Source organism: Actinospica durhamensis, from assembly GCF_018139695.1.
Lineage (GTDB): Bacteria > Actinomycetota > Actinomycetes > Streptomycetales > Catenulisporaceae > Actinospica > Actinospica durhamensis.
Genome location: NZ_JAGSOG010000062.1, coordinates 1 through 25,635, shown reverse-complemented (window position 1 = coordinate 25,635; position 25,635 = coordinate 1). Strand labels below are relative to the sequence as shown.

Below are 25,635 nucleotides of genomic sequence, written 5' to 3'. Positions count from 1 at the left end.
GTCACTCCCCCGCCGTCGGCGCCGACACACCCTGCGCGCGGTACTCGACCGCTTCGCGGGTCAGTTCCATGTACGCCTCCTCCAGGCTGGCCCGATGTGGGGAGAGCTCGGCGAAGGGCACGGCCGCGGCTCCGAGCGCCTGGGCGACCTGCTCGCCGGACATGCCCTGCACGGTCAGCGCGTCCGGCCCGGTCACCGCGACCGTGGCGCCCGCGCCGGCCAGCACCGCCATCGCCTGCTCCCTGGCCGAGGTGCGCAGCGCCACCCAGCCGTTCGAGGCCCGCGCGATCAGCTCGGCCACGGTGGCCTCGGTGACCAGTCGGCCGCGGCCGATGACCACCACGTGCGTCGCGCTCCCCTCGAGCTCGCTCATCAGGTGGCTGGAGACGAGCACCGCGCGGCCCTCGGCGGCGAGTGAGCGCAGGAATCCGCGCATCCACACGAAGCCGTCCGGGTCGAGGCCGTTGAAGGGTTCGTCCAGGAGCAGGATCGGGGGGTCGGCGAGCATGGCCGCGGCGATGCCGAGCCGCTGGCGCATGCCGAGCGAGAAGCCGCCCGCGTGCCGCCGCGCCGCGGAGTCCAGGCCGACCAGGGCGAGTACCGCGTCCACCCGCGCGGCGCCGAGGCCCTGGGAGTGGGCGAGCCAGAGCAGGTGGTTGCGGGCGGAGCGGCTGGGCTGGAGCGCGCCGGCGTCGAGGAGCGAACCGACGTGGCCGAGCGGCCGGGTCAGGCTCGGGTAGCGGCGGCCCCCGACCAGGGCCGTGCCCTCGTCCAGCGCGTCCAGACCGAGGATCGCGCGCATCGTGGTGGATTTGCCGGCGCCGTTGGGGCCGAGGAACCCGGTGACCTCGCCGGGCCGGACCGAGAAGGTGAGACCGTCGAGCGCGAGCGTCTGGCCGAACCGCTTGCGCGCCCCGCTGACTTCGATGGTGGCTTCCATACCGCCAGACGCTAGGGGGCGGGCGGACCGGGGTCGTCACTCCTAGGAGCCATCCCCGCCCTGCCTTCCCGGTAGCCGTCGGGGTCCGAGGTCACTCCCGAGAGGGACGCCCGCGCGCTCGGGTACCGGCACAATGGGCCGGTGACCACCGACGCCGAGCCGCGCGAGCACCTGCTGCCCGTGGCCACCGCGCTGCTGGTGCTCGGCGCGTTCGCCGAGTCGCTGATGCGGCTGCGGATGGCGCCGGTCACCACGCGCAGCGCGTCCGGCGCGCTCGGGCTGTGCGCGGTCGCGACGCTCACCGCGGTCCCGCTGGCGCTGCCGGGCCCGGCCACGGTGGCCGCGCTGATCCTGGTGATGAGCCTGCTCTCGCTGGTCGCGTTCCACAGCCTGACCATCAGTGGCCTGATCGCCGGGATGGCGGCCGGGTACCGGGCCGGCCGGCACGGTCCGCCGCTGCTGGTGCTCGCGCTGGCGCTGCCGTTCCTGATCGCGGCACTGGCCGGGCCGCGGCCCGGATCCTCGGAGAGCAGTGTGCTGACATTGCTGACCGCGGTGCTCGTGCCGGCGGCGGCCCAGGTCGGCGTGTCCCGACGGCTGCGTGCGCAGGTCGAGGAGGGCAGTGCGCGGCGGGCCGACTTCGAGGAGCGGCTGCTCGAGCACACCAAGCGCGGCGAGCGGGCCAGGATCGCGCGCGAGCTGCACGACATCGTCGCGCATCACATCTCGATGGTCTCGGTGCAGGCCGAGACCGCGCGGCTGACCACGCCCGGGCTGCCCGAGGCCGGGGCCAAGCGGTTCCAGGCGATCGGCGAGACCGCGCGGGCCGCGCTGACCGAGATGCGGCGGCTGCTCGGCGTGCTCAAGGACGACCAGTGGCCGGACGCCGAGACCGCGCCGCTGCGCCCGCAGCCCGGGCTCGGCCACGTCACCGAGCTGATCGACGAGGCGCGCGAGGCGTCGGGCAGCGCGACGCGGCTGCTGCTGAGCGGCCGGCCGGTGCCGCTGGATCCGGGCGTGGAGCTGGCCGCCTACCGGATCATCCAGGAGGCGTTGACCAACGCGCGGCGGCACGCGCCGGGCGCCGCGGTCGACGTCGAACTCTGCTATGACGACGGGGAGCTGCGGGTGCGGATACGCGACAACGGTCCCGGCCTGCCGTACGGCGCCGAGGGCCCCTCGAGCGCGGGGCACGGCCTGGCCGGGATGCGCGAGCGGGCCGCCGCCGTGGGCGGTGTGCTCGCCGCGGGCGGCACGTCCGGCGGCGGGTTCTCGGTCGAGGCGGCGCTTCCGGCCAAGCCGCGGGAGACGGTGTGAACGCCGAGGACGCCGCCGAGGACGCCGTGGTGCGGGTCGTGGTGGCGGACGACCAGCAGATCGTGCGGGACGGCTTCGCCGCGCTGCTCGCCTCGCAGCCGGACCTGAGCGTGGTGGGCACGGCCGGGGACGGCGCCGAGGCGGTGCGGGTGTGCGAGCGGACGCGTCCCGACGTGGTGCTGATGGACATCCGGATGCCGGTGCTGGACGGGATCGAGGCGACCCGGCGGCTCGCCGACGGGGGCCCGCGGGTGCTGATCCTGACCACCTTCGACCTCGACGAGTACGTCTACCGGGCGCTGCGCGCGGGCGCGTCCGGTTTCCTGCTCAAGGACGTGACCGCGGAGCGGCTGTTCGACGCCGTTCGGGTGGTGGCCGCGGGCGACGCGCTGTTGGCCCCCGCGGTGACCCGGCGGCTGATCACGCAGTTCGCCGCGCACCGGCCCGCACCCGCCGCCGATCCGGCCGAGGCCGCGGCGTTGGCCCTGCTCACGCCGCGTGAGGCGCAGGTGCTGCGGCAGGTGGCCGAGGGCCTGTCGAACCAGGAGATCGCCGATCGTCTGGTGGTGACCGAGCAGACCGTCAAGACCCATGTCAGCCGAATGCTGGCCAAGCTCGGGCTGCGCGATCGGACCCAAGCCGTAGTCTTGGCATACGAGTCGGGTCTGGTGGTGCCGCGCGCGGCGCGGTGACCGCCCCGGCCGCGAAGAGCGCGAGGACAGGCAGGGATCACGGCATGTCGGAGCAGGTGCGGGTGCGGCAGGACGACGAGATCGGCGCACGGCAGCAGCGCCACTGGCAGGCGACCTACGAACAGCACCCGGGCGTGTACGGCGCTTTGCCGTCCGCGGCCGCGGTCGCGGCACTGGCCGCGTTCGAGCAGGCCGGGGCCCGCCGGGTGCTGGAACTCGGCGCGGGCCACGGCCGCGACGCGCTCGGCTTCGCCCGAGCCGGCCTCTCGGTGGACGCGATCGACTACAGCCGCGAGGCCCTGGCCCAGCTGGTGCGCGCGGCCCAGGCCGAGGGTCTGGCCGACGCGGTGGCCGCGGTCGAGCACGACGCCCGGGACAAGCTGCCCTACCCGGACGGCGAATTCGATGCCGTATACGCGCACATGCTGCTGTGCATGGCCTTGACCACGGACGAGATCCGCGCGGTGGTGGACGAGGTCCGCAGGGTCCTGCGTCCGGGCGGACTGTTCGTCTACACCGTGCGCCACACCGGAGACGAGCACTACGGCGCGGGCGTCGCGCTCGGCGAGGACGTCTACGAGCACGGCGGCTTCGCCGTGCACTTCTTCTCCCGCGAGCTCGTGGACGACCTCGCCCGGGGCTGGCAGCACCCTGAGGTGGAGGCGTTCGAGGAGGGCGAACTGCCGCGGCGGCTGTGGCGGGTCACCCAGGTGCGCGCGGCCTAGGCCGGCGCCTCACACCCGCCAGTCGGCGTCGGTGGCCTGGTCGGCCACCTTCTCGAGGGCGTCGGCGACCTGCCCGAGCTGCGTATCGTCGAGCACGTCGACGAGGTAGGCCCGGACCGTCGCGAGGTGGCCGGGGGCGGCCTCGGCGAGCTTGGCCCGCCCGGCGTCGGTCAGGCACGCGAACACCCCGTGCACGATCGCGCAGTTGCGCCGGCGCACCAGGCCGGACTTCTCCAGTTGGCCGATCTGGTAGGTCAGGCCGCTCTTGGACGTGTAGATCGACTCGGCCAGCTCGGCCATGCGCATCTCCCCGGCCTCGGCCGCGGACAGCCGCACCAGCACCTCGTACTGCAGGTGGGACAGGCCCTGCTCCTTGAGCTGCTGCTCCACCCGGCGCCCGACCAGCGCGCCGGCGGCCAGGAAGGACTGCCAGGCGCGCATCTCGTGCGTGTCCAGCCACTTCGGCTCCCGGGACGGCTCGCTGCGTCCGGCCACGGCGTCCTCGGTCACGGCTTGCTCGGTCACGGCTTGCTCGGTCACGGCTTGCTCGGTCACGGATCCAGCCTAGCAGGGGTTGTTCAAATTTGAACGCAAGCGTATTCTGGAACGCATGAGTTCAAATTTGAACCTCCCGGCCGCCACCGTGCGCACCCGCGTACAGGTGCCGCTGCGCTTCGGCGACGGGTTCGTCGCGGCGTCGGAGCTGGTCACCTTCGAGGGGCTGGTGGACGGGCGCGAGCACGTGGCCGTCGGGCTCGGCTCGCTCGCGCCGGGCCGGGTGCCGCTGGTCCGGCTGCACTCCGAGTGCCTGACCGGGGACGTACTCGGCTCGGCCCGCTGCGACTGCGGGCCGCAGCTGCGCGAGGCGGTCGAGCGGATCTCCGAGCGCGGCGGCTACCTGCTCTACCTGCGCCAGGAGGGCCGCGGCATCGGGCTGTACCAGAAGCTCGACGCGTACGCGCTCCAGGATCAGGGCCTTGACACCTACGCCGCCAACGCCGCGCTGGGCCTGCCCGAGGACGCCCGCGACTACACCGCCGCCGCGCAGATGCTGGCCGCCCTCGGCGCCGAGCGGATCGACCTGCTCTCCAACAACCCGGACAAGTCCCGCCAGCTGCTCACCCACGGCATCGACGTGCGCGAGCAGGTGAGCACGGGCGTGCACGCGACCGCGCACAACCTCGGCTACCTGCTGGCCAAGGCCACCCTCACCCACCACAGCCTCGACCTGGCTTCGCTGGTCTGAGCTGAAGGAGACGACCGCGATGACCTCGACCGAGCGCATGCCCACCGTCTTCCTGAGCCACGGCGGCCCGACCCTGCTCGAGGACGCCGAGTGGACCCGGCAGCTGGCCGACTGGGGTGAGCGGCTGCCCCGGCCCAAGGCCGTGCTGATGGTCTCGGCGCACTGGGAGCAGGCTCCGCTGGCGATCGGCGCCACCGACGTCAGGCCGCTGATCTACGATTTCTGGGGCTTCCCGGACGAGTACTACCGGCTGAAGTACCCGGCGCCCGGCGCGCCGGAGCTGGCCGAGCGGGTGCGCAAACTGCTGCGCGGCCCCGGGATGCCGGTGCACGACCTGCCGGACCGCGGGCTCGACCACGGCGCGTTCATCCCGCTGCTCGAGCTGTATCCGCGCGCCGACGTGCCGGTGCTGCAGATCTCGATGCCGACCCTGGATCCGCAGGCGCTGCTGGAGATCGGCCGCAAGCTCGCCCCGCTGCGCGACGAGGGCTACCTGATCGTCAGCTCCGGCTCGTTCACGCACAACCTGCGCGCGCTGAACCCGAACGGCGTGGCCCCGCGCCCGCTGGCCGAGTTCGACGCCTGGGGCAGGGCCGCGCTGGAATCAGGGGACGTGGACGCGATCCTGGACTTCCGCCGCAAGGCCCCGGCCGCGAAGTTCGCCCACCCGCGCGAGGAGCACTTCGTCCCGCTCGCCGTCACCCTCGGCACCGCGCTGGACGAGATCGCCAAGCCGCAGCAGGTGATCGAGGGCACGTGGATGGGCCTGTCCAAGCGCTCCATCCAGTTCGGCTGAGCAGCCCGCCGACCCGCCCGGCGCGGCGCCCGGCGCTGCCGCTCGGGCAGCGCCGGCGGCGCGGCGCTCAGCCCCACAGGTCGGGCTCGGGCGGCGGGAACCTGGGCCGGCGCAGCATCGCCACCGCCTCCTCGGCCCGGCCGCGGCCGATCAGCAGCCGGGCGCGCAGGTCGGTGCTCATGGAGTGGTCGGGGCCCGACTCCAGCACCTCGAGCGCCTCCTCGTCCCGGCCGTCTGCGGCCAGCAGTTCGGACAGGCGCCAGGTCGCGTACCACTCGCCGGAGCGCGGGTGCTCACGCAGTTCCTGCACCGCCTGCCCGATCCGCCCGCCGGCCGCGAGCAGGCCGAGGCGCTGCTCGAACAGCTCCCAGGTCATCCCGAACGGCCCGTCGGCCAGTTCGTCCAGCACGGTCAGGGCCTCCTCCGTGCGGCCCGAGGCGGCCATCAACTCGGCCCAGGTGTGCAGCAGCCAGTCCTCCTCGCCGCCCACCAGCGCGCGTCGCAGCACGCTGAGTGCCTCGTCCGCGCGCCCGGCCCGCACCAGCAGCTCGGCCAGCAGTACGGAGGGGTTCGGGCGCCCGCTCGCGGCCAGCGGTTCGAGCAGCTCCATCGCGCCGTCCACGTCGCCGGCCTGCTCGAGGTGGCCGGCCAGCCGGTAGGCGGCCTGATCGCCCCCGTGCCCGTCGATCAGGGCCCGCAGTTCCTCGTGCCGGCCGTGCCGGGCGAGCAGGTCGGCGAGGTGCTCGACGATGTTCACGAAGGTCACGTGCTGCACGTGGACCTGCTGCTGCAGCGCGGCCACGGCGTCGTCGACCCGGCCGGAGCGCTCGAGCACGGTGGCGCGCAGCTGGGCCGCGCGCCAGCGTTCGCGCGGCGGGGCCGCCGCGGCGAACTCGCGGAGCTCCTCGAGCACCTGCTCGTCCCGGCCGAGACCGTCACTGATGCGCACCAGCGCCTGGGCGTGGCACCAGTGCCGGATCCGGGGGCGCAGCAGGGCGAAGGCCTCGTCCACCCGGCCGTCCCTGGCGAGCAGTTCGGCCGCGTAATTTACAGCCGCCCGGTCCCCGGATTCGGCGTGTCCGACGGCCAGTTCGATCGCCTCGTCCGCCCGCCCGCTGTCCGCGAGCAGCTCCGCGATCGACTCCACGGCGTACCACCACCCGGTGTCGGCGAACGGGGTGAGCAGCGCGAGCGCGTCCTCGTGCCGGCCCCGGGCGGCGTGACGTGCGGCGATGGCGCGAGCGCAGTACCAGTCGCCCTCCTCGGCGAGACGTTGCACTTCACGGACGTGTCCATGCTCGATCAGCACGTCGATGTGGTGCGGCGCGATCCAGCCGTCATACAGGCGGGCGCGCCGATCGAGCTCGGCGGCGTTCTCCACGACTACCACCGATAACCCCGAGTCCTGACACGCAAACGTCGCCCCCGCCGTCCCGCCCGGCACGGCGGTGCGGACGGGTGCGGCGGATGCGGCGCTCGGCGGTCAGCGCCGCCGGGCGGCCGGGGTCAGCGCGGTGGTCGAGTTGGCCCAGCTGTTGTCGGCCACGTTGACGGTGTGGCCGGGCGGCACGATCGCGTCGATGCGGTCGAGCACGTCCTCGGACAGCTCCACCCCGTCGGCGGTGAGGTAGGACTCGAGGTGATCCATGGTGCGCGGGCCCACGATCGCGGAGGTGACCGCGGGGTGGCGCACCACGAACGCGATGGCCAGCTGAATCAGCGTCAGGCCGGTCTCCTCGGCGAGCGCGCCGAGGGCGTCGGCGGCCTCGAACTTGGCCGCGTTGGCCGGGTCGGAGACGTCGTAGGCCGCGCTGAAGCGCTGGGCCCGCACGGCCGAGCCGGGTCCGGCGATCTCGAGGCCCTTGCGGTAGCGGCCGGTGAGCCAGCCGCCGGAGAGCGGGCTGTAGACGAGCACGCCGAGGCCGTGGCGCAGGCAGGTGGGCAGCACGTCGTACTCCACCGCGCGGGTCAGCAGCGAGTAAGGGGGCTGCTCGGTGCGGAAGCGCTCGCGGCCGCGCCGCTCGGCGGCCCACTGCGCCTCGACGATCTCGGACCCGGAGACGGTGGAGGCGCCGAACGCGCGGATCTTGCCCGCGTGCACCAGGTCGCTGAGCACGCCCAGGGTCTCGTCGATGTCGACGCTCGGGTCGAGCCGGTGGATCTGGTAGAGGTCGATCCAGTCGGTGCCGAGCCGCCGCAGCGAGCCCTCGACGGCCCGGGTGATCCAGCGGCGCGAGGTCCCGCGCTCGTTGGGGTCGGCGCCGAAGGGCAGCCCGCCCTTGCTCGCCAGCACCACGTTCTCGCGCCGGCCGCCGGCCAGCGCCTTGCCCACGATCTGCTCCGACTCGCCGCCGGAGTAGAAGTCGGCGGTGTCGAGGAAGTTGATCCCGGCGTCCAGCGCGCGGTGGATGATCTTCACCCCGTCCTCGTGGTCGGGGTTGCCGAAGGCGCCGAGCATCATCGAACCCAGACACAGCTGGCTGACCGAGATGCCGGTGCGTCCCAACGGGCGGTACTGCATGGTGAGCTCCTGACCTCGCCGCGTACGAGAGCGCGGCGGCCTGCGGGGTCCGAAGATCCGAGCGGTCCGCTAGGATGGACCCCGAAGCGGATAACCTGTCCACTTCACTGTAGCGGATAGCCTCTCCACTTAGGAAGCCGGTCATGGAACACGCCCCCGACCAGGAGCCGAGCCGCGCGCGGCCGCCCGCCAAGCGCGTGGACGCCGCGCGCAACCGGGACACGATCCTCACCGCCGCGCGGGCCGCGCTGGCCGAGGCGCCGCACAGCTCGATGGCCGAGATCGCCCGCCGGGCCGGGGTCGGCATGGCCACCCTCTACCGCAACTTCCCCGGCCGCCGCGAGCTGCTCGAGGCCCTGTACGCCGAGCAGGTCGAGACCGTGTGCGCGGCGGCCGAGGACGAGGCGGCCGCCGCGGCGTCCCCGGGCGCGGCGTTCACCGCCTGGCTCGGGCGCTTCCTGGCCTTCTCCGCGGGCAAGCACCACATCGCCCAGGAACTGCTCGCACAGGTGGACCACGACAGCCCGCTGTTCAACGACAACCGCTCCCGGGTGCTGGCGGCCGGCCGGCCGCTGCTGGCCGCCGCCCAGCAAACCCACGAGGTGCGCGCGGAGCTGAGCCTGGAACAGATCCTCGACATGGTCATCGCCATCACCGGCATCCACGGCGACGCGCGCTACACCGGCCCGATCCTGCGGGCCGCCCTGGACGGGCTGCGTCCGGCTAACGTCGATCCATGACGGACATCGACTACGAGCCCTGGCTCACCGCCTATGCACGGCTGAGCCCACTGCCCGACGCGGGCACGGGGCTGGCGATCCTGGTCGCCGGGGTGCCGGGGGCGGGCAAGAGCACGCTGGCCGAGGGCCTGGCCCGGGCCCTGCGGGTGCCGGTGTTCTCCATGGACTGGCAGCTCGGCGCACTCATGCCGGCCCGGGTCCTGACGAACGAGAACGTCAAACCGATCGCCGAGCTGATGATCGCCGCCTCGATGGCCCGCCAGCTCCAACTCGGTCTCGACGCGATCCTGGACGTGGCCGCCTGCGAGGCCGAGGTCCGCGCCCGCCATCAGGCCGTCGCGGCCAGGCTCGGCGCCCGCTTCGTCGGCATCGAGTGCGTCTGCTCCGACGAAACGCTGCACCGGTCCCGGGTCGAGGGCCGCGACCGCGGCATCCCCGGTTGGAAGCCGACGGTCCCGTGGGAGCATGTGCTGCGGATGAAGGGCCGCTGGGAGCCGTGGACCGAGCCGCACCTGCTGCTGGACTCGGCGAACCAGGGCCCTGAGGAGATGCTCAAGCGCGCCCTCGACGCCGTGGCCGCCGTCGAGGGCTGATTCGTTCCGCGCTCGTCCCGCTTTCGTGCCGCGCCCGTGCCGCGTTCCCGCCGGATCAGAGGTCGATGACCACCTTGATGTCGTCCGCGCCGCGCTCGAACGCGTCCGCGGCCTTGGCCAGCGGGACGCGCCGGGTGATCAGCTGCTCGAGCCAGGTGGTGTCCGCCTCGGCCAGCGCCTCGGCCGCGGCCCGGTAGTGGCGCAGGTTGGCGTTGACCGAGCCGAACACCACCCGGTTCTCCAGCACGAGCTCGCGGTTGAGCGTCCCGGCGTCCACCTCGACCATGTGCCCGACCGGCGTGACGCTGGTCATGCACACGATTCCGGCCGGGCTGACCAGGTTGACCACGCCGATGGCCACCTCGGGCGAGCCGGTGGCCTCGATCACGATGTCCGGCTGGACCTGCTTGGCCACCTCGTCCAGGTCGCCGTGGTGGTACTCGCCGCCGAGCGCGGAGACCATGCGCGGCTTGACCCCGGTCGTGGACCGGTCGAGCACGTGCACCTGCAGCCCGCGCTGGGCGCCGAGCAGCGCGGCCAGCAGCCCGATCGGGCCGGCGCCGGTGACCAGCACCCGCTTCGGGTCCTGCCAGGACCGGGTGTTGATCTTGTCGATCTGCTCCCACGCCTTGGCCACCACCGTGGTCGGCTCCATCAGCACCCCGACGGTCGAGAGCGAGGGGCTCAGCTTCACCGCGTAGTCGGTCTCGATGCTCCACAGCTGCGAGCCGAAGCCGTCCCTGGCCTCGATTCCGCGCTCGGTGTAGCGGTTGTTGCGGCACATGTCGAACTCGCCGTGCGCGCAGGCCGGGCACGGCTCCGGGTCGGGCCGCCGCACCACCCCGACCACCAGGTCCCCGGCCGCGAACCCGCTGCCCTCGGGCGCCGTGCGCACCCGGCCGAGCGACTCGTGCCCGAGCACGAGGCGTTCGCGGCCGTCCGGGGCGGTGCCGTAGTCGCCCAGGGAGATCTCGACGTCGGTCCCGCACACCCCCAGTGCGACCCCTTCGACCAGCAGTTCGCCCGGCCCGGGCTCGGGGTCGGGAACTTCGAGCACGGCGAGCGAGCCGGGCGTACGCGGCTTCACGGTGAGCGCGAGCATGCGGATCGACCTTCCAGTCGGACGGCTTGGCCGTGCGCGGGTTTGTGCGCGGGTTCCATGGCCAGGATCGGCGCCGCGGCGCGGCGCGGGCAACCGGACCCGTCGCGCCGCGGGAGCGCGTGATGGTCTGTTCGGGTAGACGGGTGCTCCATTCGCGCCGCGTCACACCTGTGGGCCCCGGCCCCGGGCGGGCCCGAGCGGCCGGTCCGTGTGAGCCTGGAAGGGTGAGCCTGGGACCCCTGGGGAACGACGACGCGACGCCGCCCGCGACGCCGCAGCCGCCCGAGCCGCCGCCGCGGCCGCCCGACGCGCCGCCGGCCGTGGTGCTGATCGGCGTGTCCGGCAGCGGCAAGACCACCGTGGGCGCGCTGCTGGCCCGGCGCCTCGGCTGGATCTTCGCCGACGGCGACCGCTTCCACTCCCCCGAGAACATCGCCAAGATGACGGCCCTCAAGCCCCTCAGCGACGCCGACCGCAGCCCCTGGCTGGCCCAGATCGGCACCTGGATCGACGACGAGGGCGTGGCGGGCCAAGCCTGCGTGGTCGCCTGCTCCGCGCTCAAGCGGGTCTACCGGGACGTGCTGCGCGACGGGCGGCCGCAGGTGCGCCTGGTCTACCTGGTGGTCCCCTCGGAGCGGCTGCGCACCCGGATGCTGGCCCGCGAGGGCCACATGTTCGCGGCCGACATGCTCGCCAGCCAGCTCGCCATCCTGGAACGCCCCATCCCGGACGAGGGCGTGTATCAGGTCAAGTCCATGCCGACGGCCGCGCAGACCGTGGACGCCGTGCTGCGGGTCGCCCACCTCGAGCAGTTCCTCGCCCCCGGCGCCGAGCAACCCGCGGACTCAGGGTTCTGAGCAGCCGTCCGCACTCCGACCTGCCCCGCCGTCCCGTCCCGCGGCTGCAGTAGGCTCGAGAAGATCGAGTCGGTGAGTGAAAGGACCCTGATGAGCACGCTTCCCGGGACTCCCCCCGCCCGCAGCTCGGACGGCAGCGCCGGGGACGCCGACTACGGCGCCATCGGCCCGGGGTACCGGGATTTCCGCCGTCCGGAGGCCCGCATCGCGGCCCTGATCGAGCAGTCCCTGGCCGGCGCCCGCACCGTGCTCAACGTCGGCGCCGGGGCCGGATCCTACGAGTCGAGCGGGTTCGAGGTCACCCCGGTCGAGCCGTCCGCGGCCATGCGCGCCCAGCGCCCGGCGCACCTGGCCCCGGCGATCGACGCGGTGGCCGAGGACCTGCCGTTCGCCGACGGCGCCTTCGACGCGGCGATGACCACCTTCAGCGTGCACCAGTGGAGCGAGATGGAGCAGGGCCTGCGCGAGATGCGCCGCGTCACCCGCGGCCCGGTACTGGTGCTGACCTGCGACCCGGACCTGGTGCGCGATTTCTGGCTCTACCGCTACGCCCCGCTCGTGCTGGACACCGAGGCCCGCCGCTACCCGCGGATCGAGGAGATCACCCGCATCCTCGGCGGCCGCGCCGAGGTGACGAACGTGCCGATCCCCCGCGCGTGCACGGACGGGTTCAACGAGGCCTACTACGCCCGCCCGGAGATGCTGTTGGATCCGGCCGCGCGCAAGGCCTGCTCGGCCTGGAGCTTCGTCGAACCCGAAGTCAGCGCACGTTACACCGGGCATCTGCGGGCCGAGCTCGAGTCCGGGGCCTGGGACGAGGCGTACGGTCCGCTGCGCGCCCAGGAGGACTACCAGGGCTCGCTCGTGCTGATCAGCGCCCTGCCGCGGTAGCGCGGGGGCGGGGCCGGCGGCCGTCGCCCCGACCTGACCGATACCGGTGAGACCGTCTGGTTACGGTGTGATCCGGGTTGCTACGCTGCTCGGGTTCGGCCCCCCGCCGAACACCGAGACCCTGGGCCTCCCGGCCTGCCCGCACTCCCTCCGGTGAGGAAACGCCGTGACACTGACCAGCGAGCGGGCCCAGGCCCGGACGCCCGGATCGCGCCCTCGACTGAGTCTTGACGACCGGTACGAGCTCGGCGACGGCACCGTCTACCTGTCCGGAATCCACGCACTGGTACGCCTGGTGTGCGACCGGATCCGGCACGACCGCGACGCCGGCGCGAACACCGCCGCCTTCGTCTCCGGCTACGAGGGTTCCCCGCTGGCCGGATTCGACCTGGAGCTGGGCCGGCGCGGGAAACTGCTGGAGCGCTACGGCATCGTGCACCGGCCGGGCCTGAACGAGGAGATAGCCGCCACCTCGGTGATGGGCACTCAACTCGCCTTCAACGCCGGTGCGGTACGCGCGGACGGCGTGCTCGGGGTCTGGTACGGCAAGGCGCCGGGCCTTGACCGGGCCACCGACGCGTTGCGGCACGCCAACTTCGCCGGCACCCACCCGCGCGGCGGCGCGCTCGCCCTGGTGGGCGACGACCCGGCGGCCAAGTCCTCCTCGGTGCCCTCGGCCTCGGAGTCGGAGCTGGCCGATCTGGGCCTGCCGGTGTTCTACCCGGCCGACCCGCAGGACGTGCTCGACCTCGCGCCGCACGCGATCGAGCTGTCCCGGGCGAGCGGGCTGTGGACCGCACTGAAGATCGTCACCAACGTCGCGGACGCGGCGGGCACCGCGCGTGTACACGGACTGTGGCAGCCGCCGACGCTCGAGGCGGACTACGACGGCGCCAGGCCCTACGCGCACAAGCCCAGCGGCGTGCTGCTCGGCGCCAGCCTGACCGAGCTCGAGCGCAGCTTCTTCACGGTCCGTCAGCCGCTGGCGCTGCACTACCTGCGGGCCAGCGGGGTGAACCGGATCGTGGCGCGCACGGCGGGCGAGCACGACCGGATCGGGATCATCGCCTCCGGCAAGCCGTACCTGGACCTGCGCCAGGCGCTCGGCCGGCTCGGCCTCGACGAGTCCGCGCTGGCCCGGCACGGCATCAGGATCCTGAAGCTCGGCGCGATCCACCCGGTGGAGCCCTCGATCGTGCGGGAGTTCGCCCGCGGGCTCGGCGAGATCATCGTGGTCGAGGAGAAGCGGGCCTTCGTCGAGACCGCGGTCAAGGACATCCTCTACGGCCTGCCGGACGCCCCCGCCGTCTACGGCAAGCACGACGCGCAGGGCCGGACCCTGTTCGCCACCCCCGGCGAGCTCGACCCGGACGCCGTCGCGGCCGGCCTCGCCCGGGTGCTCGGCGGCCGGGCACAGGCGCCGATCGCGCCGGTCGAGGCCTGGCTCGCGCTGCACGCGAACGTCCCGGCCCAGCGGCGCGGCCCGATCGCGCTGCCGCTGCTCCCACGCACCCCCCACTTCTGCTCCGGCTGCCCGCACAACGCCTCCACCAAGGTGCCCGAGGGCACGGTGGTGGGCGCGGGCATCGGCTGCCACACCATGACCGTGCTGATGCGCCCCGAGCAGGTCGGCGCCATCGTCGGGCTGACCCAGATGGGCGGCGAGGGCGCGCAGTGGATCGGCATGTCGCCGTTCTCCGAGCACGGCCACTTCGTGCAGAACATCGGCGACGGCACGTTCATGCACTCCGGCAGCCTGGCCGTGCGGGCCGCGGTGGCCGCGGGCGTGAACATCACCTTCAAGCTGCTGCACAACTCCGTCGTGGCGATGACCGGCGGCCAGCAGGCCGTGGGCGTCCTCCCGCTGGAGCGGATCGTCGCGCTGCTGCTGGTGGAGGGCGCCGCGCAGGTCGTGATCACCAGCGACGAGCCGCGGCGCGTGGCCCGGCTCGACCTGCCGCGCGGCGTGCAGGTGCGCGACCGCGCCGACCTGATCGACGTGCAGCGCGAGCTCGCCGCCGTCCCCGGTGTCACGGTCCTGATCCACGACCAGGAGTGCGCCACCGAGAAGCGCCGCTCGCGCCGCCGCGGCCAGGCCGCCGCGCCGCAGACCAGGGTGCTGATCAACGAGCGGGTGTGCGAGGGCTGCAACGACTGCGGCACCAAGTCCAACTGCCTCTCGGTGCGCCCGGTGGAGACCGAGTTCGGCCGCAAGACGCGGATCGACCAGTCCTCGTGCAACCTCGACTACTCCTGCGTCGAGGGCGACTGCCCCTCGTTCCTGAACGTGGTGGCGGCCCCGCGCAGCCCGCGGCGGGTCGCGGCCGAGCTCGCCGCCGAGGTGCTGCCCGAGCCCGCCGCACGGCCGGGCGGACGCGGCCTTGACGCGCCGGGCGGCTACAGCGTGCGGATCACCGGGATCGGCGGCACCGGCGTGGTCACGGTCGCCCAGATCCTGGCCGCGGCGGCCGTGGTCGAACAGGCGCACGTGCGCGTGCTGGACCAGACCGGCCTGGCCCAGAAGGGCGGCGCGGTGGTCTCCGACGTGAAGATCACCCGTGATCCGCTGGAGCAGGCGGCGAAGCTCGCGGCCGGCCAGTGCGACCTGTACCTGGCCTGCGACCAGCTCGTGGCCGCGGACGAGAAGTGGCTCGCGGCGGCCTCGGCCGACCGCACCACCTCGGTGGTCTCCACCGCGCAGGTGCCCACCGGCCGGATGATCTCCGACCCGGCCACCCGCTTCCCGGCCCCCGGCACGATCCGCTCGAGCATCGACACGGCCAGCGCGCACTCGCTCTACCTCGACGCGCAGGGCCTGGCCGAGGCGTTGTTCGACGACACCCAGCAGGCGAACCTGGTGCAGCTCGGCGCCGCGTACCAGTCCGGCGCGATCCCGCTCCCGGCCGAGGCGATCGAGGAGGCCATCGCGCTCAACGGCATCGCCGTGCAGCGCAACACCCAGGCCTTCCGCCGCGGCCGCCAGCTCGTCGCCGATCCCGAGGCCCTGCAGGCCGAACTCGACGCGCTCGCCGCCCCCGCGCCCGTCTCCGCCGCCCCGCGCGACCCCCGGGCCGAGCGCGAGCTCGCCCGGCTGCTCGCCGTGGTCGACGCCGACGAGGGCTCGGAACTCGCCCGTGTCCTCGGCATCCGGGTACCGGAGCTGGTGGCCTATCAGAACCCCCGCTACGCGCAGACGTACGTCGAGTTCGTCGAGGAGGTGCGGCGGGTGGAGGGCGGCCGGACGCAGGTCACCGAAGCCGTCGCGCGCAACCTGCACAAGCTGATGGCCTACAAGGACGAGTACGAAGTCGCCCGCCTGTCTCTGAGCCCCGAACTGCGCGCGCAGGTCGAGGGCGCGTTCGGTCAGGGCGCGCAGGTGGCCTTCCGCCTGCACCCGCCGGTCCTGCGCGCACTCGGCCTCAAGCGCAAGATCGCCCTCAAGCGCACCGCCGCCCCCGCGTTCCGTGCCCTGCACGCCCTGCGGGCGCTGCGCGGCACCCGGCTGGACCCGTTCGGCTATGCCAAGGTGCGCCGGGTCGAGCGGGACCTGCCGGAGGAGTACCGCACCACGGTGCTGGACGCGCTCAAGAACACGGACGACGGCGAGACCACCCGCAAGATCGTGCTCGAACTCGCCGAGCTGCCCGACCTGATCCGCGGCTACGAGGAGATCAAGCTCGCCAACGTCGCCAGGTACCAGGATCGTCGCCGGGAGCTGATATCCGAACTCGAGGCGCGGGCGGGTGATCTCTCCTAGACTGGCCGCCCGGCACGGATCAGGGAGCGATGATGCAACTCGAAGACGTCCAGCAGCAGTACCAGACCACCGACCTGCTAAGGATCCGCGTCGAGACGCACCAGCGCTACACCGAGCAGCCGCTCGACCTCGACCAGGCGTGCACGAACGTGCTCGGGCTGACCGGCGACGAGGCTCTGCTCGACGTCGGCTGCGGCCCCGGGGCGTTCCTGCGCCACCTGCGCGCCCAGGGCCACCGCGGCCGACTCGCGGGCCTTGACCAGTCCCGCGCCATGGTCGCCGAAGCGGCTGAGCGGTCGCAGGCTACTGGGTCTTCGGACGCCGATCCCCTCGAGTGGTTCCAAGGCCTGGCCGACGCACTCCCCTTCGCCGACGGCGAGTTCTCCGCGCTCTCGGCCCGGCACATGCTCTACCACGTCCCCGACGTCCCGGCCGCCCTGCGCTCCTTCGCCCGCGTCGTCGTCCCCGGCGGCGTCGTCCTCGCCGTCACCAACGGCGTCCGCAACACCCCCGGCCTCGCCGACCTCGAAGACGCACTGGCCACGGAATTCGGCCTCGAACACAGCCCCGACACGGCCCGCCCCTTCAACGCGGGCAACGCCGCCGAGCAACTGCGCGCCGTCTTCCCGGTGGTCGAGGAGGCCGTCCTGACCAGCGCCCTCGTCTTCACCGACCCCGGGCCGATCGTCGACTACGTCATGACGCTGTCCGTCGCGCAGCAGGCCGCCGACGACCCGGAGCTGTTCCGCCGCGTCCACGCCTGGCTCACCGGCCAGGCCACCCGCGAACTCGCCGCGCGCGGCGGCACCTGGCGCGACCCGAAGAGCGTGGGCCTGTACCGCTGCACGTCTCCCGGGCCCGTCTGCGCTCGCTGAACCGCTTTCGGGACTACGCCCTCGTCGCGGCGGCGCCCAGCCTCGGGAACGGATCGGTGGAGAAGATCACCTCGACCGGCACCTCGAAGTGCGCGGAGATGCGCAACGCCAGGTGCAGGCTGGGGCTGTACTCGCCGCGCTCCAGGTAGCCGATCGTCTGGTAGTGCACGCCGAGCGCGTCGGCCAGCTCACGCCGGCTGATCCCGCGCTCGGCCCGCAGCATGGCGATCCGGTTGTAGATGGCCTCGTTCATGTCTTCCCTCGTCGCGTACCGGCGGGACGATCATAACCGCAGCATCGCCTTCTCACGCCGGGCCGCGACACTCGATCCGGACTCGCGGCGGGCCATCCGGCGCAGCATGACCGGAGCCAGTGCGAGCCCTGCGATCGACCACGCCGAGAGCACGCCGAAGGTGGCCAGGTGCCGCCAGGAGCCGCCGACCTCGGCCGCCGCCATCGCATGCGGCAGCAGCGCCGAGCGCATTCCGAGCCCCAGCCAGTACAGCGGGAAGACCTGTCCGGTCCACCGCAGGACCGTCGGCAGGTTGGAGACCGGGTAGAAGATGCCGGAGATCGCGGTCAGCGCGCCGAGCGTCAACAGGATCAGCGCGGTGGCGCGTGTGTTCGGGAACAGCGACCCGAGCACCGCGCCGAGCGGCACCGTGGCGAGCAGCCCGAGCACGAGCACCCAGGCCAGCGTCAGCCAGCTGCCCGGCTCATCCGTCCTCAGGCCGGTGACCAGGAACGCGCCGGCCAGCAGCGTGACCGCGACCGCGCTCACGATCTGCGCGGAGATGTTGACGGCCTTGCCGACCAGGTAGCCGACCATGCCGTTCGGGATGGCCTTGGCCCGCAACAGCGTGCCGTCCTCTCGGTCGGCCACGAGCCGGTCGGCCATGAACTGCACCCCGTACAGCCCGACGTCCAGGCTCAGGACGCTGACCAGCATCGTCGTGCCCAGCGAGAACTCGGTCCCCGGCACGCGCGCCTGCCGGTTGAGGACTATCGCGGTGAGGAAGCCACCGGTCATCATCACGAACGAGATCAGCTCGCCCGGCGTGGTCACGGTCTGCCTGAACTCGATCCAGCCGCGCGCGAGCCCCGCGCGCACCGCCACCAGTGTGGGATTCACGTGACCACTCCCAACGGCCGGCGCGCCGCGCCCGCCTCCGCCTCGCGGACCATCGCCATGTAGGTCTCCTCCAGACTGGCCCGGCGCACCTCCAGGTCCTGCACCGACTCGCCGTACTGCCGGAACAGGTCCCTGACAAAGGCGGTCGCGTCCTCGGCCGCGTGCACGAACCGCTGCCCGTCCCGGCTCCAGCGCACCTCGGACCGGGTCGAGGCCGCCCGCGAGAGCTCGTCGGCCGAGCCGTCCGCGATGATCGTGCCGCCGGCCAGGATCAGGATGCGGTCGGCCAGCCGTTCCGCCTCGTCCAGGTCGTGCGTGGTGAGCAGGATCGTGACCTCCTCCAGATCGGAGAGCCGGTGCACGAGGTCGTGGAACTCGCCTCTGGCCTCCGGATCGAACCCGGCCGTCGGCTCGTCGAGGAACAGCAGCTCGGGCCGCCCCACGATGCCGATCGCCACGTCCAGCCGGCGGCGCTGCCCGCCGGAGAGGTGCCGTGCCCGTTTACCGGCCTGCTCGGTCAGCCCTACGGTCTCGAGCAGGTCGTCCACGTCCCAGGGGCGGGTCAGGCCCGGCGTGGAGTACGGCGCGTAGTAGCGGCCCAGGTGCGCGAGCAGCTCACGGACCTGCCAGCGCCCGTGGTCGCGCCAGGACTGCAGCACCACCCCGATCCGGGCGCGCCACGCCTCCCCGCCGTGCGCCGGATCGCTCCCGAGCACGCTGACCCGGCCGGCCGACCGCAGCCGGAACCCCTCGAGCACCTCGATCGTGGTGGTCTTGCCCGCGCCGTTCGGCCCGAGCAGCACGAGCACCTCGCCGCGCCGCGCCGTGAAGCTGACCCCTGTCAGCACATCGACTTTGCCGTACCGCATCCGCAGATCGCAGACATCGAGCACACAATCCATACATCGAACGATAGCAGAAGTACTACATTTCGTAAGAGCCCTGCGGCAGGTTTGTGGCAGCCGGTCAACGGCCGGGAAGGTGCCGCCGCCAGAAGCCCGGAACCGCCGCGTTCCGCTCACGCAGCCGCCGCCACTCAACGGCCGCCGCGTCCCCGCCCTCGAGCAGGAACGACGCGATCACACCCCGATAAGACCTCGACGCTTCGAGCATCAACCCAAGAGCCCGCGGCCCGTCACCCGTCAGACGGCACCGATACTCCGGAACGCTCGGGCTGCCGTGGTCCAGATGCACCCGCACCGTCCGCCCCGTCGACTCGGCCGTGGCAACACCCGACTCGACCATGATCTCAATGGCCTGATCGACGGCGCGATAGGGCGCATCGGGCAGAGCGCGCAGGCTTGAAGTGGTCCACTCGGCGCCCGGTTCGGCCAGGACCCGCTCAAGGATCCGCCTCGTCCGCAACGGCAGCCGTGTCGATTCGGCCATGCAGCCAGCATAGAGTCGGAACGGCTGGGACGGGTCGAAGCCCTGATCCCCCCGCCCCGAACCCGCAGCTGCCGCATCTCAACCTTTTCCGTACGCTCGGTGCTCTTACCGGTGGAACGAGAGATCGGGAACCGGAGGGGAGCTGCGTGAAGGCCGCAGAGGAAGAACGCTTCCGCGAGTTCGTCGCGATCCGCTGGCCCGGCCTGCTCAGGATGGCCTACGGGCTCAGCGCCGACCGGAACGCGGCGGAGGACCTGGCCCAGGCCACGCTCGCCAAGGTCTACGCCTCCTGGGGCCGGGTCAGCCGCGCGGACAATCAGGATGCCTACCTGTACAGCATCCTGTGCAACACCTACCGGGGCGGGTTCCGCAAGCGCCGGGTGGCGGAGGTGCAGACGGAGTTCGTGCCCGAGGCGGGCCAGCCCGACGCGGCCGAGCACGTCGAGAGTCGCATGATGCTGATGGCGGCGGTGAACGAGTTGCCGCCCAAGCAGCGGGCGGTGCTCCTGCTGCGCTATTTCGCCGACCTGAGCGAGGCCCAGACGGCCGAGGTGATGGGAGTGAGCGTGGGCACCGTCAAGAGCCAGACGTCGCGCGCGATAGACCGGCTGCGCACCAGTCCGCATCTGCTGGAAGGAGGAGTGAGGTGACGACGAGGGACACGGGCGTCGACCCGCGCGAGGAGGAGTTCCTGCGCGAGGGGTTCGCACAGGAGTTGGCCGCGATCGTCTCGGGCCGGTCCCCCACCGAGCTGATCATCGTCTCGGGACGCCGGATCCGCCGACGCCGGCAGGCGGCGGGCGGCACCTTGGCGGTCCTCGGCGCGGCCGGCGTGTCCCTGGGCCTGGTGGCATCAGGGGCCTTCGGCGGAGCGCAGGGCACGGTCGCGCCGGCGTCGACCGCCAAGTCCGCCGCACCCACCGCACCCGCCACTCCCGCCGTGAAGCACTCGATCACCGTGAACTCGGCCGCGTACGACGCGGCGCACGGCCTGGCGGGCTCGGGCACGATCGACGGCTTGGCGTGGCACGCGGCCCTGACCGACCCGGCCCAGATCTGGGACTCGTCCGGCTATCAGGTCGCCGTGGGACCCGCGGGAAGCATGGGAGATCCGCTGGTCCAGACCAAGAGCCAGCGCCCGGCGGCCCCCGGCGACAGCCTCCCCCTGAAGGCGCTCTCGTCCTGGAACTACCAGAACGAGAATTCGCCGGCCCCGTCCGGGCACTATTACGTCGAGGCCGGCGAGGTGCCGTCCGACGCCGGAAGCGTCGTCATCGAGTACACCGACGGCAAGACGGCCACCTACCCCGTCGTCGTCGAGAACGGCAGCCACCTCGTCGCCTTCGCCGGAGCGGCAGGGTACGACGTCGCCCGGATCTCCGTGTACTCGGTGCACGGAGATCTGATCGCGTACTCGGTCCCGTACAACGACACGGACGCCGCGCCGTACATGCTGGACGTGACCTGGCATCAAGCCGGCCTGCCGCTGCCGCCCGAGGGCAGCGTGACGTTCTCCGGCACCTTCGAGGGCACGCCGTACACGCTGCGGGTGACCGAGAACGTGATCGGTATGTGCGCCGACTTCGAGCACGGCGGTACCGACGAGTCCGAGGGCTGTTTTTCCAGCACCACCCCGACGTCGAACGAGCAGGCCGCCGGGTGGACGTCACCCGGCTCCGCGCAGGTCGTCTACGGGTACGCCGACCCCGCGGTGGCGAGCGTGAAGCTGACCCTCCTGAACTCGACGGAGACGGTTCCCCTCACGGTGGTCTCCAAGCTGGGCATGACGTTCTGGAGCGCCGCGATCCCCGCGGGAGAGAACCCCGGCTCGTACACGACCTACGACGCGCAGGGCAAAGCCCTCCAGACGGTCGCCGTCTTCGGAGGCTGATCCGCCTGCGGTGCCGCGCCCGCGCGGGGCGCACTCCGCCCGGTCTCACGCCGCGATCGCCGGCGGTGGCCGGGCGGAGCACCTTTCCCTGAGGCCCGGACTCTCCTACGCTTTGCGCTGGAGAGGATAATAACGATGCGATCATGGAAAGCTCGCTGCGGTACCACTGCAATTCTCGGACTTGGACTGGTCACGCTCGCCTCGTGTTCGAGCTCGCCGAAGTCGGCCGCCTCGAGCCCATCGGCGACACCGGCGAAGCATGCCGCGGCGTCGATCACGTTGACCAGCACGGCCTTCCAGCAGAACGGCGTGATTCCGAAGGCGTACACGTGCGACGCGACGAACGGCGCCGTCTCGCCCCCGCTCGCCTGGAGCGCCGTGCCGCCAGGGACGGGATGGATCGCGCTGTACGTGTACGACAACACCGGGTCGGTGCTGCACTGGATCGTGTTGAACATCAAGCCCGACGTCACGAGCATGGCCGCGGGCAGCAATGCGGGCGGCCTCGAGATACAGGGCTATCTGCCGATGTGCCCGGGCACGGGCAACACGGACCAGTACCAGTGGACGCTCTACGCGGAGCCGAACTCGTGGCACCCGCCGAAGATCGGCGCGAGCTACGGCGTGGACCCGGGGCAGCTCGCCGCGCACGCGCTCGGCATCGGCAGCCTGTCGGGGATCTACGCCGAGTAGGCGCCCGCCTCAGCCGATGCGCCAGGTCTCCGGATCGGCGACCGTCTGTTCACCCGTGGCCAGATTCTTGACCTCGTGCCCCCGATCGTCGCTCAGCGGCGGGAACCAGACGTACGCGATGCCCTTGCGCGCCGCGTAGCGCACCTGCTTGGCCACCTTGTCCGGCTGGTGGTAGAGCTCGACGTTCAGGCCGCGACCGCGCAGCCGGGCGGCGCACTGCGCGGCGCCGGCCGCCCGAGCCCGGTCCTCGGGCAGCACCATGAGGACGTCGGTCGGGCACGACGGCCCGGTGGGCAGCAGGCCTTCGGCGAGCAGCTTGGAGAAGATCCGGGTCACGCCGATGGACATCCCGACGCCCGGCAGGCTGCGCCGGATGAACGCGCCGGCGAGATTCTCGTACCGGCCGCCGGAACAGATGGCGCCGAAGTCCGGCCACTCGGTGAACTTCCCCTCGTAGACGGAGCCCGTGTAGTAGTCCAGGCCGCGGGCGATCGAGAGGTTCGCCACCACGCTTCCAGCAGGCAGATCACCGAGCGAGTCCATGACGAAGGCCAGCTCATCCAGGCCCTGCGACAACAGGTCCGAGCGCACCCCGAGCCCGGCGATGTCCTCCACGATCGACGGCCCCGTTCCGCGCAGCCCCGCCAGCTCCATACAGGCGTCCGCCTGCCTGCCGCTCAGGCCGACCTTCGTCGCCAGCAGATCCCTGACGCCCTCGGCCCCGATCTTGTCGAGCTTGTCCACCGCCCGGATCACCTCAAGCGGGTCCTCGGCTCCGATGCCCCGGTAGAAGCCCTCGAGGACCTTGCGGTTGTTGACGTTGAGCGTCCACGCGGGCAGATCCAGCTCACTCATGACGCCGTGGATGACCCGCGGGATCTCGGCGTCGAAGTGCAGCGGAACCCGGTCGACGTTGATCACGTCGATGTCGCACTGCGTGAACTCCCGGAACCGCCCCTCCTGCGGACGCTCCCCGCGCCAGACCCGCTGGATCTGGTAGCGCTTGAACGGGAAGACCAGCTCGTTGAAGTGCTGGGCGACGTACCGCGCGAACGGGACCGTCAGGTCGAAGTGCAGCCCCAGCCTCGCATCCGACCCGTCGCGCGGATCCTCCTGAAGGCGTCGCAGCGCGTAGACCTCCTGCGAGGTCTCCCCCTTCGACGTGAGCACGTCGAGCGACTCCACCGAGGGGGTCTCGATGGAGCAGAAGCCGTAGCTTTCGAAGCCCGCGCGGATCGGGTCGAGCCAATGCTGCTCGACCATCCGCACCTCGGGCAGCCACTCGGGGAAACCGCTGACGGGCGTGGGGCGGACGATTTTCTGCTCGGTCATGCGCACATGATCCAAGACGGCATCGTTCCGCACCAACGCTTTTAAGCCCGGGCGGGCAGGGTGGAGAACTAGTGCCGTCGCCCCTGCGTACGCCCCGACAAGCTGCTCCGGGGACTGGCCGCGGACTTCTGTACGGTGGACGTTAGCGCAGGGCCCTGTGACACCGCACTCCGAGGCTTCGGGGCACTCCTGACCTCGTCGCCGCTGTCGTCATCGTCGCCATCACGCCCGAGATACTGATCCAACGACCGCGCAGGTGCCAAGGGCCGCAGCGCCCCCAGCGCCTCACCGGGTACATCCACCTCGAGCTCGCGCAGGTCTCCCGTGGACGACTCGTCCAGGCACTCGGGATCGAAGGCAGTGCCGCAGGTGCCGCACAGGACAAACGCTCCGCCCACCCGGTTGATCGGAATGACGAACATCACGTCGGTCACCGTCCGATATTCCCGCAGCTCGTATCCACGATCGGCCTCGCAGTAGAGGCAAAAGAAGCTGCCCGTCTCCACGACCCAGGCGGAAGTCCGTCTGCGAAACTCAACGAACAGAAACACAGGCCCCCCTCGGGCACGCGCGGATAACAGGGGGAGAAAATATCACACCGGCCGAGCCCGGATCCGCCGTCAGTCTCCGCCTGAGACAAGCACCCTGACAGCGCGCTCAGCCGCCGCCGCGACCCTGGCGACCCCGTCCGCGCGCAACGCCTCCACCGCCTCGAACGCAGCCCCCACCCGGTGCCGAGCCACCACCTTGGCCGCCATCTCGCGCACCCGCCAATGCTCATCCCCCAGCGCCGCGACCAACGCGGGCACCGCCGCAGCGCTCCACTCCCACAGCAGCCCCCGCGCAGCCCACACCCGCAGCCAATATCGCGTCTCCGGTCCGCCGTCGAGCACTGCGGCCCCGTGCGCACCGCCGAGCGCCAGTACCAGCGCGTCATCCACCGTCCGCCCACCCAGCAGCGCCACGCAGCCGGCGACCACTTCCGCCCGTCCTCGCCGCGCACACTCCGCAGCGATCGAATCCTTCGGCAGCATGCTTACAAGTCCTTCAGTACACGATCGAGAGCTGCCCGGCCTATGGGGCCCCAGTTCGGCTTGCCGCCGGGTAGGCCGCGGTCGCCGTTCTGGCCCATCAGCATCAGGAACAGGCTCTTCATCGCGGCGAGACCGCGGGCCCGGCGGATCGTCGCGTCGTCTACCTGGGCGTAGCCGTCGAAGAACCGTGCGGCGCCGCCTGCGGGGAGCAGTACCCAGGCGGCCGCGAGGTCCCACGCGGGGTCGCCGGCGCAGACTGCGCCGAAGTCGACGATGCCTGCCAGTGTGCCGTCCGCGATGACGACGTTCGCGGGGTGTAGGTCACCGTGCACCCATACCCGTGGCCTGTGCCACTCGACGGCCGCCACCGCGTCGTCCCAGACGGCCCGGACGTCGTCCTCGGCGAAGCCGTCGAGGTCCACGTCCCGCATGAAGTGCTCGAAGCCCTGGGTGGACTCCCTGGGGTGAGTGCCGAAGTCAGAGCCGACCGGCGCGTCGGCGGGGGCCTCCACATGCAGAGCCTTGAGAAAGGCTGCCAGTTCGTCGGCCGCGTGGTCGCCGCGGGAGATCGGGGTGTGGTCCATCGGTGTGCCTTGAACCCAGGTCATGACCGTCCAGATCTTGGGGAAGCGCTCGGACGGTGTACCGCTGCGCACCGGGGTCGGGATGGCAAGCGGCAGGCGTGAGGCCAGCAGCGGCAGCCAGCGGCGTTCCTTGAGCTGCGGATCGGTGCTCGTGTCCATCCGCTGCACCCGGACGGCCAGGTCGTCCCCGAGGCGCCACATCTGGTTTCCCCAACCGCCCGCCACCTCGCGGATGGGCAGCTCGGCCAGGTCCGGATGCTGTTCCCGCAGCGCGTCGCGGACCAGATCCGCGGTCATCTCAAGCTCGGAGCCGATCATACGAAGTCACCTTACTGGGGCAGGTGGGGCTCGGGGCGCGAGGGAACTCGAGCAGGGGGAACTTGCCCGGGCCTGAACACTCCTCGATCATGCGATGCATGACGACTTCGCTGCTCGTGCTCTGGGACATCGACCACACGCTCGTGGATACGGGCGGGCAGGGGCGCAAGGCTTATGCGTCGGCGTTTCTTGCGGCTACGGGGGTTGAGC

General features: G+C 72.1%; 26 protein-coding genes and 1 pseudogene. 15 read left to right on the top strand and 12 right to left on the bottom strand.

Annotation, left to right across the window (positions count from 1 at the left end; all coding sequences use genetic code 11):
- Position 1: 1 nt before the first annotated feature.
- Positions 2-940 (bottom strand): ATP-binding cassette domain-containing protein, encoded by a 939-nt coding sequence (locus KDL01_RS14930; RefSeq protein ID WP_212529081.1) that lies wholly within the window; start codon positions 938-940, stop codon positions 2-4.
- A 141-nt stretch (positions 941-1,081) separates the two neighbouring features.
- Here KDL01_RS14930 and KDL01_RS43335 point away from each other — a divergent pair, with 141 nt between their 5' ends.
- From KDL01_RS43335 to KDL01_RS14915, 3 genes are read left to right on the top strand one after another with little or no spacing between them, the layout of a single operon-like run.
- Entirely contained in the window at positions 1,082-2,257 is a 1,176-nt protein-coding gene (locus KDL01_RS43335; protein WP_212529080.1) for a sensor histidine kinase, read from the top strand.
- A complete protein-coding gene (locus tag KDL01_RS14920; RefSeq protein WP_307846340.1) occupies positions 2,254-2,949 on the top strand; it encodes a response regulator in 696 nt (231 codons plus the stop codon). The genes KDL01_RS43335 and KDL01_RS14920 overlap by 4 nt, the downstream gene beginning before the upstream one ends.
- 44 nt (positions 2,950-2,993) lie before the next feature.
- A complete protein-coding gene (locus KDL01_RS14915) occupies positions 2,994-3,674 on the top strand; it encodes a class I SAM-dependent methyltransferase (RefSeq protein WP_212529079.1) in 681 nt (226 codons plus the stop codon).
- Positions 3,675-3,683: 9 nt separating this feature from the next.
- Here KDL01_RS14915 and KDL01_RS14910 read toward each other — a convergent pair whose 3' ends face one another.
- Positions 3,684-4,229 (bottom strand): MarR family winged helix-turn-helix transcriptional regulator, encoded by a 546-nt coding sequence (locus tag KDL01_RS14910; RefSeq protein ID WP_307846339.1) that lies wholly within the window; start codon positions 4,227-4,229, stop codon positions 3,684-3,686.
- Between the two features lie 55 nt (positions 4,230-4,284).
- On the opposite strand from KDL01_RS14910, the gene KDL01_RS14905 reads away from it, so the two are divergent.
- Together KDL01_RS14905 and KDL01_RS14900 are read left to right on the top strand one after the other, a co-directional pair.
- Positions 4,285-4,920: a GTP cyclohydrolase II gene (locus tag KDL01_RS14905; RefSeq protein ID WP_212529078.1), complete on the top strand. Its 636-nt coding sequence runs from the start codon at positions 4,285-4,287 to the stop codon at positions 4,918-4,920.
- Between the two features lie 19 nt (positions 4,921-4,939).
- A complete protein-coding gene (locus tag KDL01_RS14900) occupies positions 4,940-5,716 on the top strand; it encodes a dioxygenase family protein (RefSeq protein WP_212529077.1) in 777 nt (258 codons plus the stop codon).
- A gap of 67 nt (positions 5,717-5,783) precedes the next feature.
- On the opposite strand, the gene KDL01_RS45240 is transcribed toward KDL01_RS14900, so the two are convergent.
- Together KDL01_RS45240 and KDL01_RS14890 are read right to left on the bottom strand one after the other, a co-directional pair.
- Positions 5,784-7,097, bottom strand: a complete 1,314-nt coding sequence (locus tag KDL01_RS45240) for a tetratricopeptide repeat protein (RefSeq protein WP_212529076.1) — start codon at positions 7,095-7,097, stop codon at positions 5,784-5,786.
- A 102-nt stretch (positions 7,098-7,199) separates the two neighbouring features.
- Positions 7,200-8,237 (bottom strand): aldo/keto reductase, encoded by a 1,038-nt coding sequence (locus KDL01_RS14890; protein WP_212529075.1) that lies wholly within the window; start codon positions 8,235-8,237, stop codon positions 7,200-7,202.
- Between the two features lie 143 nt (positions 8,238-8,380).
- Here KDL01_RS14890 and KDL01_RS14885 point away from each other — a divergent pair, with 143 nt between their 5' ends.
- Together KDL01_RS14885 and KDL01_RS14880 are read left to right on the top strand one after the other, a co-directional pair.
- A complete protein-coding gene (locus KDL01_RS14885; protein WP_212529074.1) occupies positions 8,381-8,977 on the top strand; it encodes a TetR/AcrR family transcriptional regulator in 597 nt (198 codons plus the stop codon).
- On the top strand, positions 8,974-9,570 hold the full coding sequence (locus tag KDL01_RS14880; RefSeq protein WP_212529073.1) for a P-loop nucleotide/nucleoside kinase family protein: 597 nt from the start codon (positions 8,974-8,976) through the stop codon (positions 9,568-9,570). Before KDL01_RS14885 ends, KDL01_RS14880 begins: the two co-directional genes overlap by 4 nt.
- Before the next feature lie 55 nt (positions 9,571-9,625).
- Here the strand turns inward: KDL01_RS14880 and KDL01_RS14875 are convergent, their stop codons facing one another.
- Positions 9,626-10,672 carry a glucose 1-dehydrogenase gene (locus KDL01_RS14875; protein ID WP_212529072.1) on the bottom strand — a complete coding sequence of 349 codons (1,047 nt, stop codon included), beginning with the start codon at positions 10,670-10,672 and terminating at the stop codon, positions 9,626-9,628.
- A gap of 224 nt (positions 10,673-10,896) precedes the next feature.
- On the opposite strand from KDL01_RS14875, the gene KDL01_RS14870 reads away from it, so the two are divergent.
- The 4 genes from KDL01_RS14870 to KDL01_RS14855 all read left to right on the top strand — a co-directional run bounded on the left by KDL01_RS14870 (position 10,897) and on the right by KDL01_RS14855 (position 17,052).
- Complete coding sequence (locus KDL01_RS14870; protein WP_307846338.1) at positions 10,897-11,529, top strand: gluconokinase; 633 nt, start codon at positions 10,897-10,899, stop codon at positions 11,527-11,529.
- Between the two features lie 90 nt (positions 11,530-11,619).
- Complete coding sequence (locus tag KDL01_RS14865) at positions 11,620-12,420, top strand: class I SAM-dependent methyltransferase (protein WP_212529070.1); 801 nt, start codon at positions 11,620-11,622, stop codon at positions 12,418-12,420.
- Between the two features lie 166 nt (positions 12,421-12,586).
- On the top strand, positions 12,587-16,177 hold the full coding sequence (locus KDL01_RS14860) for an indolepyruvate ferredoxin oxidoreductase family protein (protein ID WP_212529069.1): 3,591 nt from the start codon (positions 12,587-12,589) through the stop codon (positions 16,175-16,177).
- Positions 16,178-16,206: 29 nt separating this feature from the next.
- Positions 16,207-17,052: a class I SAM-dependent methyltransferase gene (locus tag KDL01_RS14855; protein WP_212529068.1), complete on the top strand. Its 846-nt coding sequence runs from the start codon at positions 16,207-16,209 to the stop codon at positions 17,050-17,052.
- Between the two features lie 13 nt (positions 17,053-17,065).
- Here KDL01_RS14855 and KDL01_RS14850 read toward each other — a convergent pair whose 3' ends face one another.
- The 4 genes from KDL01_RS14850 to KDL01_RS14835 form a co-directional block, all read right to left on the bottom strand.
- Positions 17,066-17,305, bottom strand: coding sequence for a helix-turn-helix transcriptional regulator (locus tag KDL01_RS14850; protein WP_246576451.1), 240 nt, complete (start codon positions 17,303-17,305; stop codon positions 17,066-17,068).
- Between the two features lie 30 nt (positions 17,306-17,335).
- A complete protein-coding gene (locus tag KDL01_RS14845) occupies positions 17,336-18,184 on the bottom strand; it encodes an ABC transporter permease (protein WP_212529067.1) in 849 nt (282 codons plus the stop codon).
- The gene (locus KDL01_RS14840) at positions 18,181-19,086 is read right to left on the bottom strand and encodes an ABC transporter ATP-binding protein (protein WP_212529066.1); all 906 of its coding nucleotides are present in this window, start codon (positions 19,084-19,086) and stop codon (positions 18,181-18,183) included. The genes KDL01_RS14845 and KDL01_RS14840 overlap by 4 nt, the downstream gene beginning before the upstream one ends.
- A 64-nt stretch (positions 19,087-19,150) precedes the next feature.
- On the bottom strand, positions 19,151-19,573 hold the full coding sequence (locus KDL01_RS14835) for a hypothetical protein (RefSeq protein ID WP_212529065.1): 423 nt from the start codon (positions 19,571-19,573) through the stop codon (positions 19,151-19,153).
- Between the two features lie 146 nt (positions 19,574-19,719).
- Between KDL01_RS14835 and KDL01_RS14830 the strand changes: the two genes are divergently transcribed.
- From KDL01_RS14830 to KDL01_RS14820, 3 genes are all read left to right on the top strand, one after another.
- The gene (locus tag KDL01_RS14830) at positions 19,720-20,223 is read left to right on the top strand and encodes a SigE family RNA polymerase sigma factor (RefSeq protein WP_212529064.1); all 504 of its coding nucleotides are present in this window, start codon (positions 19,720-19,722) and stop codon (positions 20,221-20,223) included.
- On the top strand, positions 20,220-21,464 hold the full coding sequence (locus tag KDL01_RS14825) for a hypothetical protein (RefSeq protein ID WP_212529063.1): 1,245 nt from the start codon (positions 20,220-20,222) through the stop codon (positions 21,462-21,464). Before KDL01_RS14830 ends, KDL01_RS14825 begins: the two co-directional genes overlap by 4 nt.
- Positions 21,465-21,743: 279 nt before the next feature.
- Entirely contained in the window at positions 21,744-22,157 is a 414-nt protein-coding gene (locus tag KDL01_RS14820; RefSeq protein ID WP_212529062.1) for a YbhB/YbcL family Raf kinase inhibitor-like protein, read from the top strand.
- 9 nt (positions 22,158-22,166) lie between these two features.
- On the opposite strand, the gene hisS is transcribed toward KDL01_RS14820, so the two are convergent.
- The 3 genes from hisS to KDL01_RS14805 form a co-directional block, all read right to left on the bottom strand.
- On the bottom strand, positions 22,167-23,489 hold the full coding sequence (gene hisS, locus KDL01_RS14815) for a histidine--tRNA ligase (RefSeq protein ID WP_212529061.1): 1,323 nt from the start codon (positions 23,487-23,489) through the stop codon (positions 22,167-22,169).
- A 620-nt stretch (positions 23,490-24,109) separates the two neighbouring features.
- On the bottom strand, positions 24,110-24,523 hold the full coding sequence (locus tag KDL01_RS14810) for a hypothetical protein (protein ID WP_212529060.1): 414 nt from the start codon (positions 24,521-24,523) through the stop codon (positions 24,110-24,112).
- Between the two features lie 2 nt (positions 24,524-24,525).
- Positions 24,526-25,425 carry an aminoglycoside phosphotransferase family protein gene (locus KDL01_RS14805; RefSeq protein ID WP_212529059.1) on the bottom strand — a complete coding sequence of 300 codons (900 nt, stop codon included), beginning with the start codon at positions 25,423-25,425 and terminating at the stop codon, positions 24,526-24,528.
- Positions 25,426-25,523: 98 nt separating this feature from the next.
- Here KDL01_RS14805 and KDL01_RS46780 point away from each other — a divergent pair.
- A pseudogene (locus tag KDL01_RS46780) lies at positions 25,524-25,635 on the top strand (haloacid dehalogenase); the annotation flags it as partial.

What these genes read in the sequence shown, in the direction of transcription:
- KDL01_RS14930 (WP_212529081.1), bottom strand. Translation starts at nt 940, where the DNA reads ATGGAAGCCACCATCGAAGTCAGCGGGGCGCGCAAGCGGTTCGGCCAG.
- KDL01_RS14915 (WP_212529079.1), top strand. Translation starts at nt 2,994, where the DNA reads ATGTCGGAGCAGGTGCGGGTGCGGCAGGACGACGAGATCGGCGCACGG.
- KDL01_RS14905 (WP_212529078.1), top strand. Translation starts at nt 4,285, where the DNA reads ATGAGTTCAAATTTGAACCTCCCGGCCGCCACCGTGCGCACCCGCGTA.
- KDL01_RS14900 (WP_212529077.1), top strand. Translation starts at nt 4,940, where the DNA reads ATGACCTCGACCGAGCGCATGCCCACCGTCTTCCTGAGCCACGGCGGC.
- KDL01_RS14890 (WP_212529075.1), bottom strand. Translation starts at nt 8,237, where the DNA reads ATGCAGTACCGCCCGTTGGGACGCACCGGCATCTCGGTCAGCCAGCTG.
- KDL01_RS14885 (WP_212529074.1), top strand. Translation starts at nt 8,381, where the DNA reads ATGGAACACGCCCCCGACCAGGAGCCGAGCCGCGCGCGGCCGCCCGCC.
- KDL01_RS14880 (WP_212529073.1), top strand. Translation starts at nt 8,974, where the DNA reads ATGACGGACATCGACTACGAGCCCTGGCTCACCGCCTATGCACGGCTG.
- KDL01_RS14875 (WP_212529072.1), bottom strand. Translation starts at nt 10,672, where the DNA reads ATGCTCGCGCTCACCGTGAAGCCGCGTACGCCCGGCTCGCTCGCCGTG.
- KDL01_RS14865 (WP_212529070.1), top strand. Translation starts at nt 11,620, where the DNA reads ATGAGCACGCTTCCCGGGACTCCCCCCGCCCGCAGCTCGGACGGCAGC.
- KDL01_RS14855 (WP_212529068.1), top strand. Translation starts at nt 16,207, where the DNA reads ATGATGCAACTCGAAGACGTCCAGCAGCAGTACCAGACCACCGACCTG.
- KDL01_RS14850 (WP_246576451.1), bottom strand. Translation starts at nt 17,305, where the DNA reads ATGAACGAGGCCATCTACAACCGGATCGCCATGCTGCGGGCCGAGCGC.
- KDL01_RS14840 (WP_212529066.1), bottom strand. Translation starts at nt 19,086, where the DNA reads ATGGATTGTGTGCTCGATGTCTGCGATCTGCGGATGCGGTACGGCAAA.
- KDL01_RS14835 (WP_212529065.1), bottom strand. Translation starts at nt 19,573, where the DNA reads ATGGCCGAATCGACACGGCTGCCGTTGCGGACGAGGCGGATCCTTGAG.
- hisS (WP_212529061.1), bottom strand. Translation starts at nt 23,489, where the DNA reads ATGACCGAGCAGAAAATCGTCCGCCCCACGCCCGTCAGCGGTTTCCCC.
- KDL01_RS14810 (WP_212529060.1), bottom strand. Translation starts at nt 24,523, where the DNA reads ATGCTGCCGAAGGATTCGATCGCTGCGGAGTGTGCGCGGCGAGGACGG.
- KDL01_RS14805 (WP_212529059.1), bottom strand. Translation starts at nt 25,425, where the DNA reads ATGATCGGCTCCGAGCTTGAGATGACCGCGGATCTGGTCCGCGACGCG.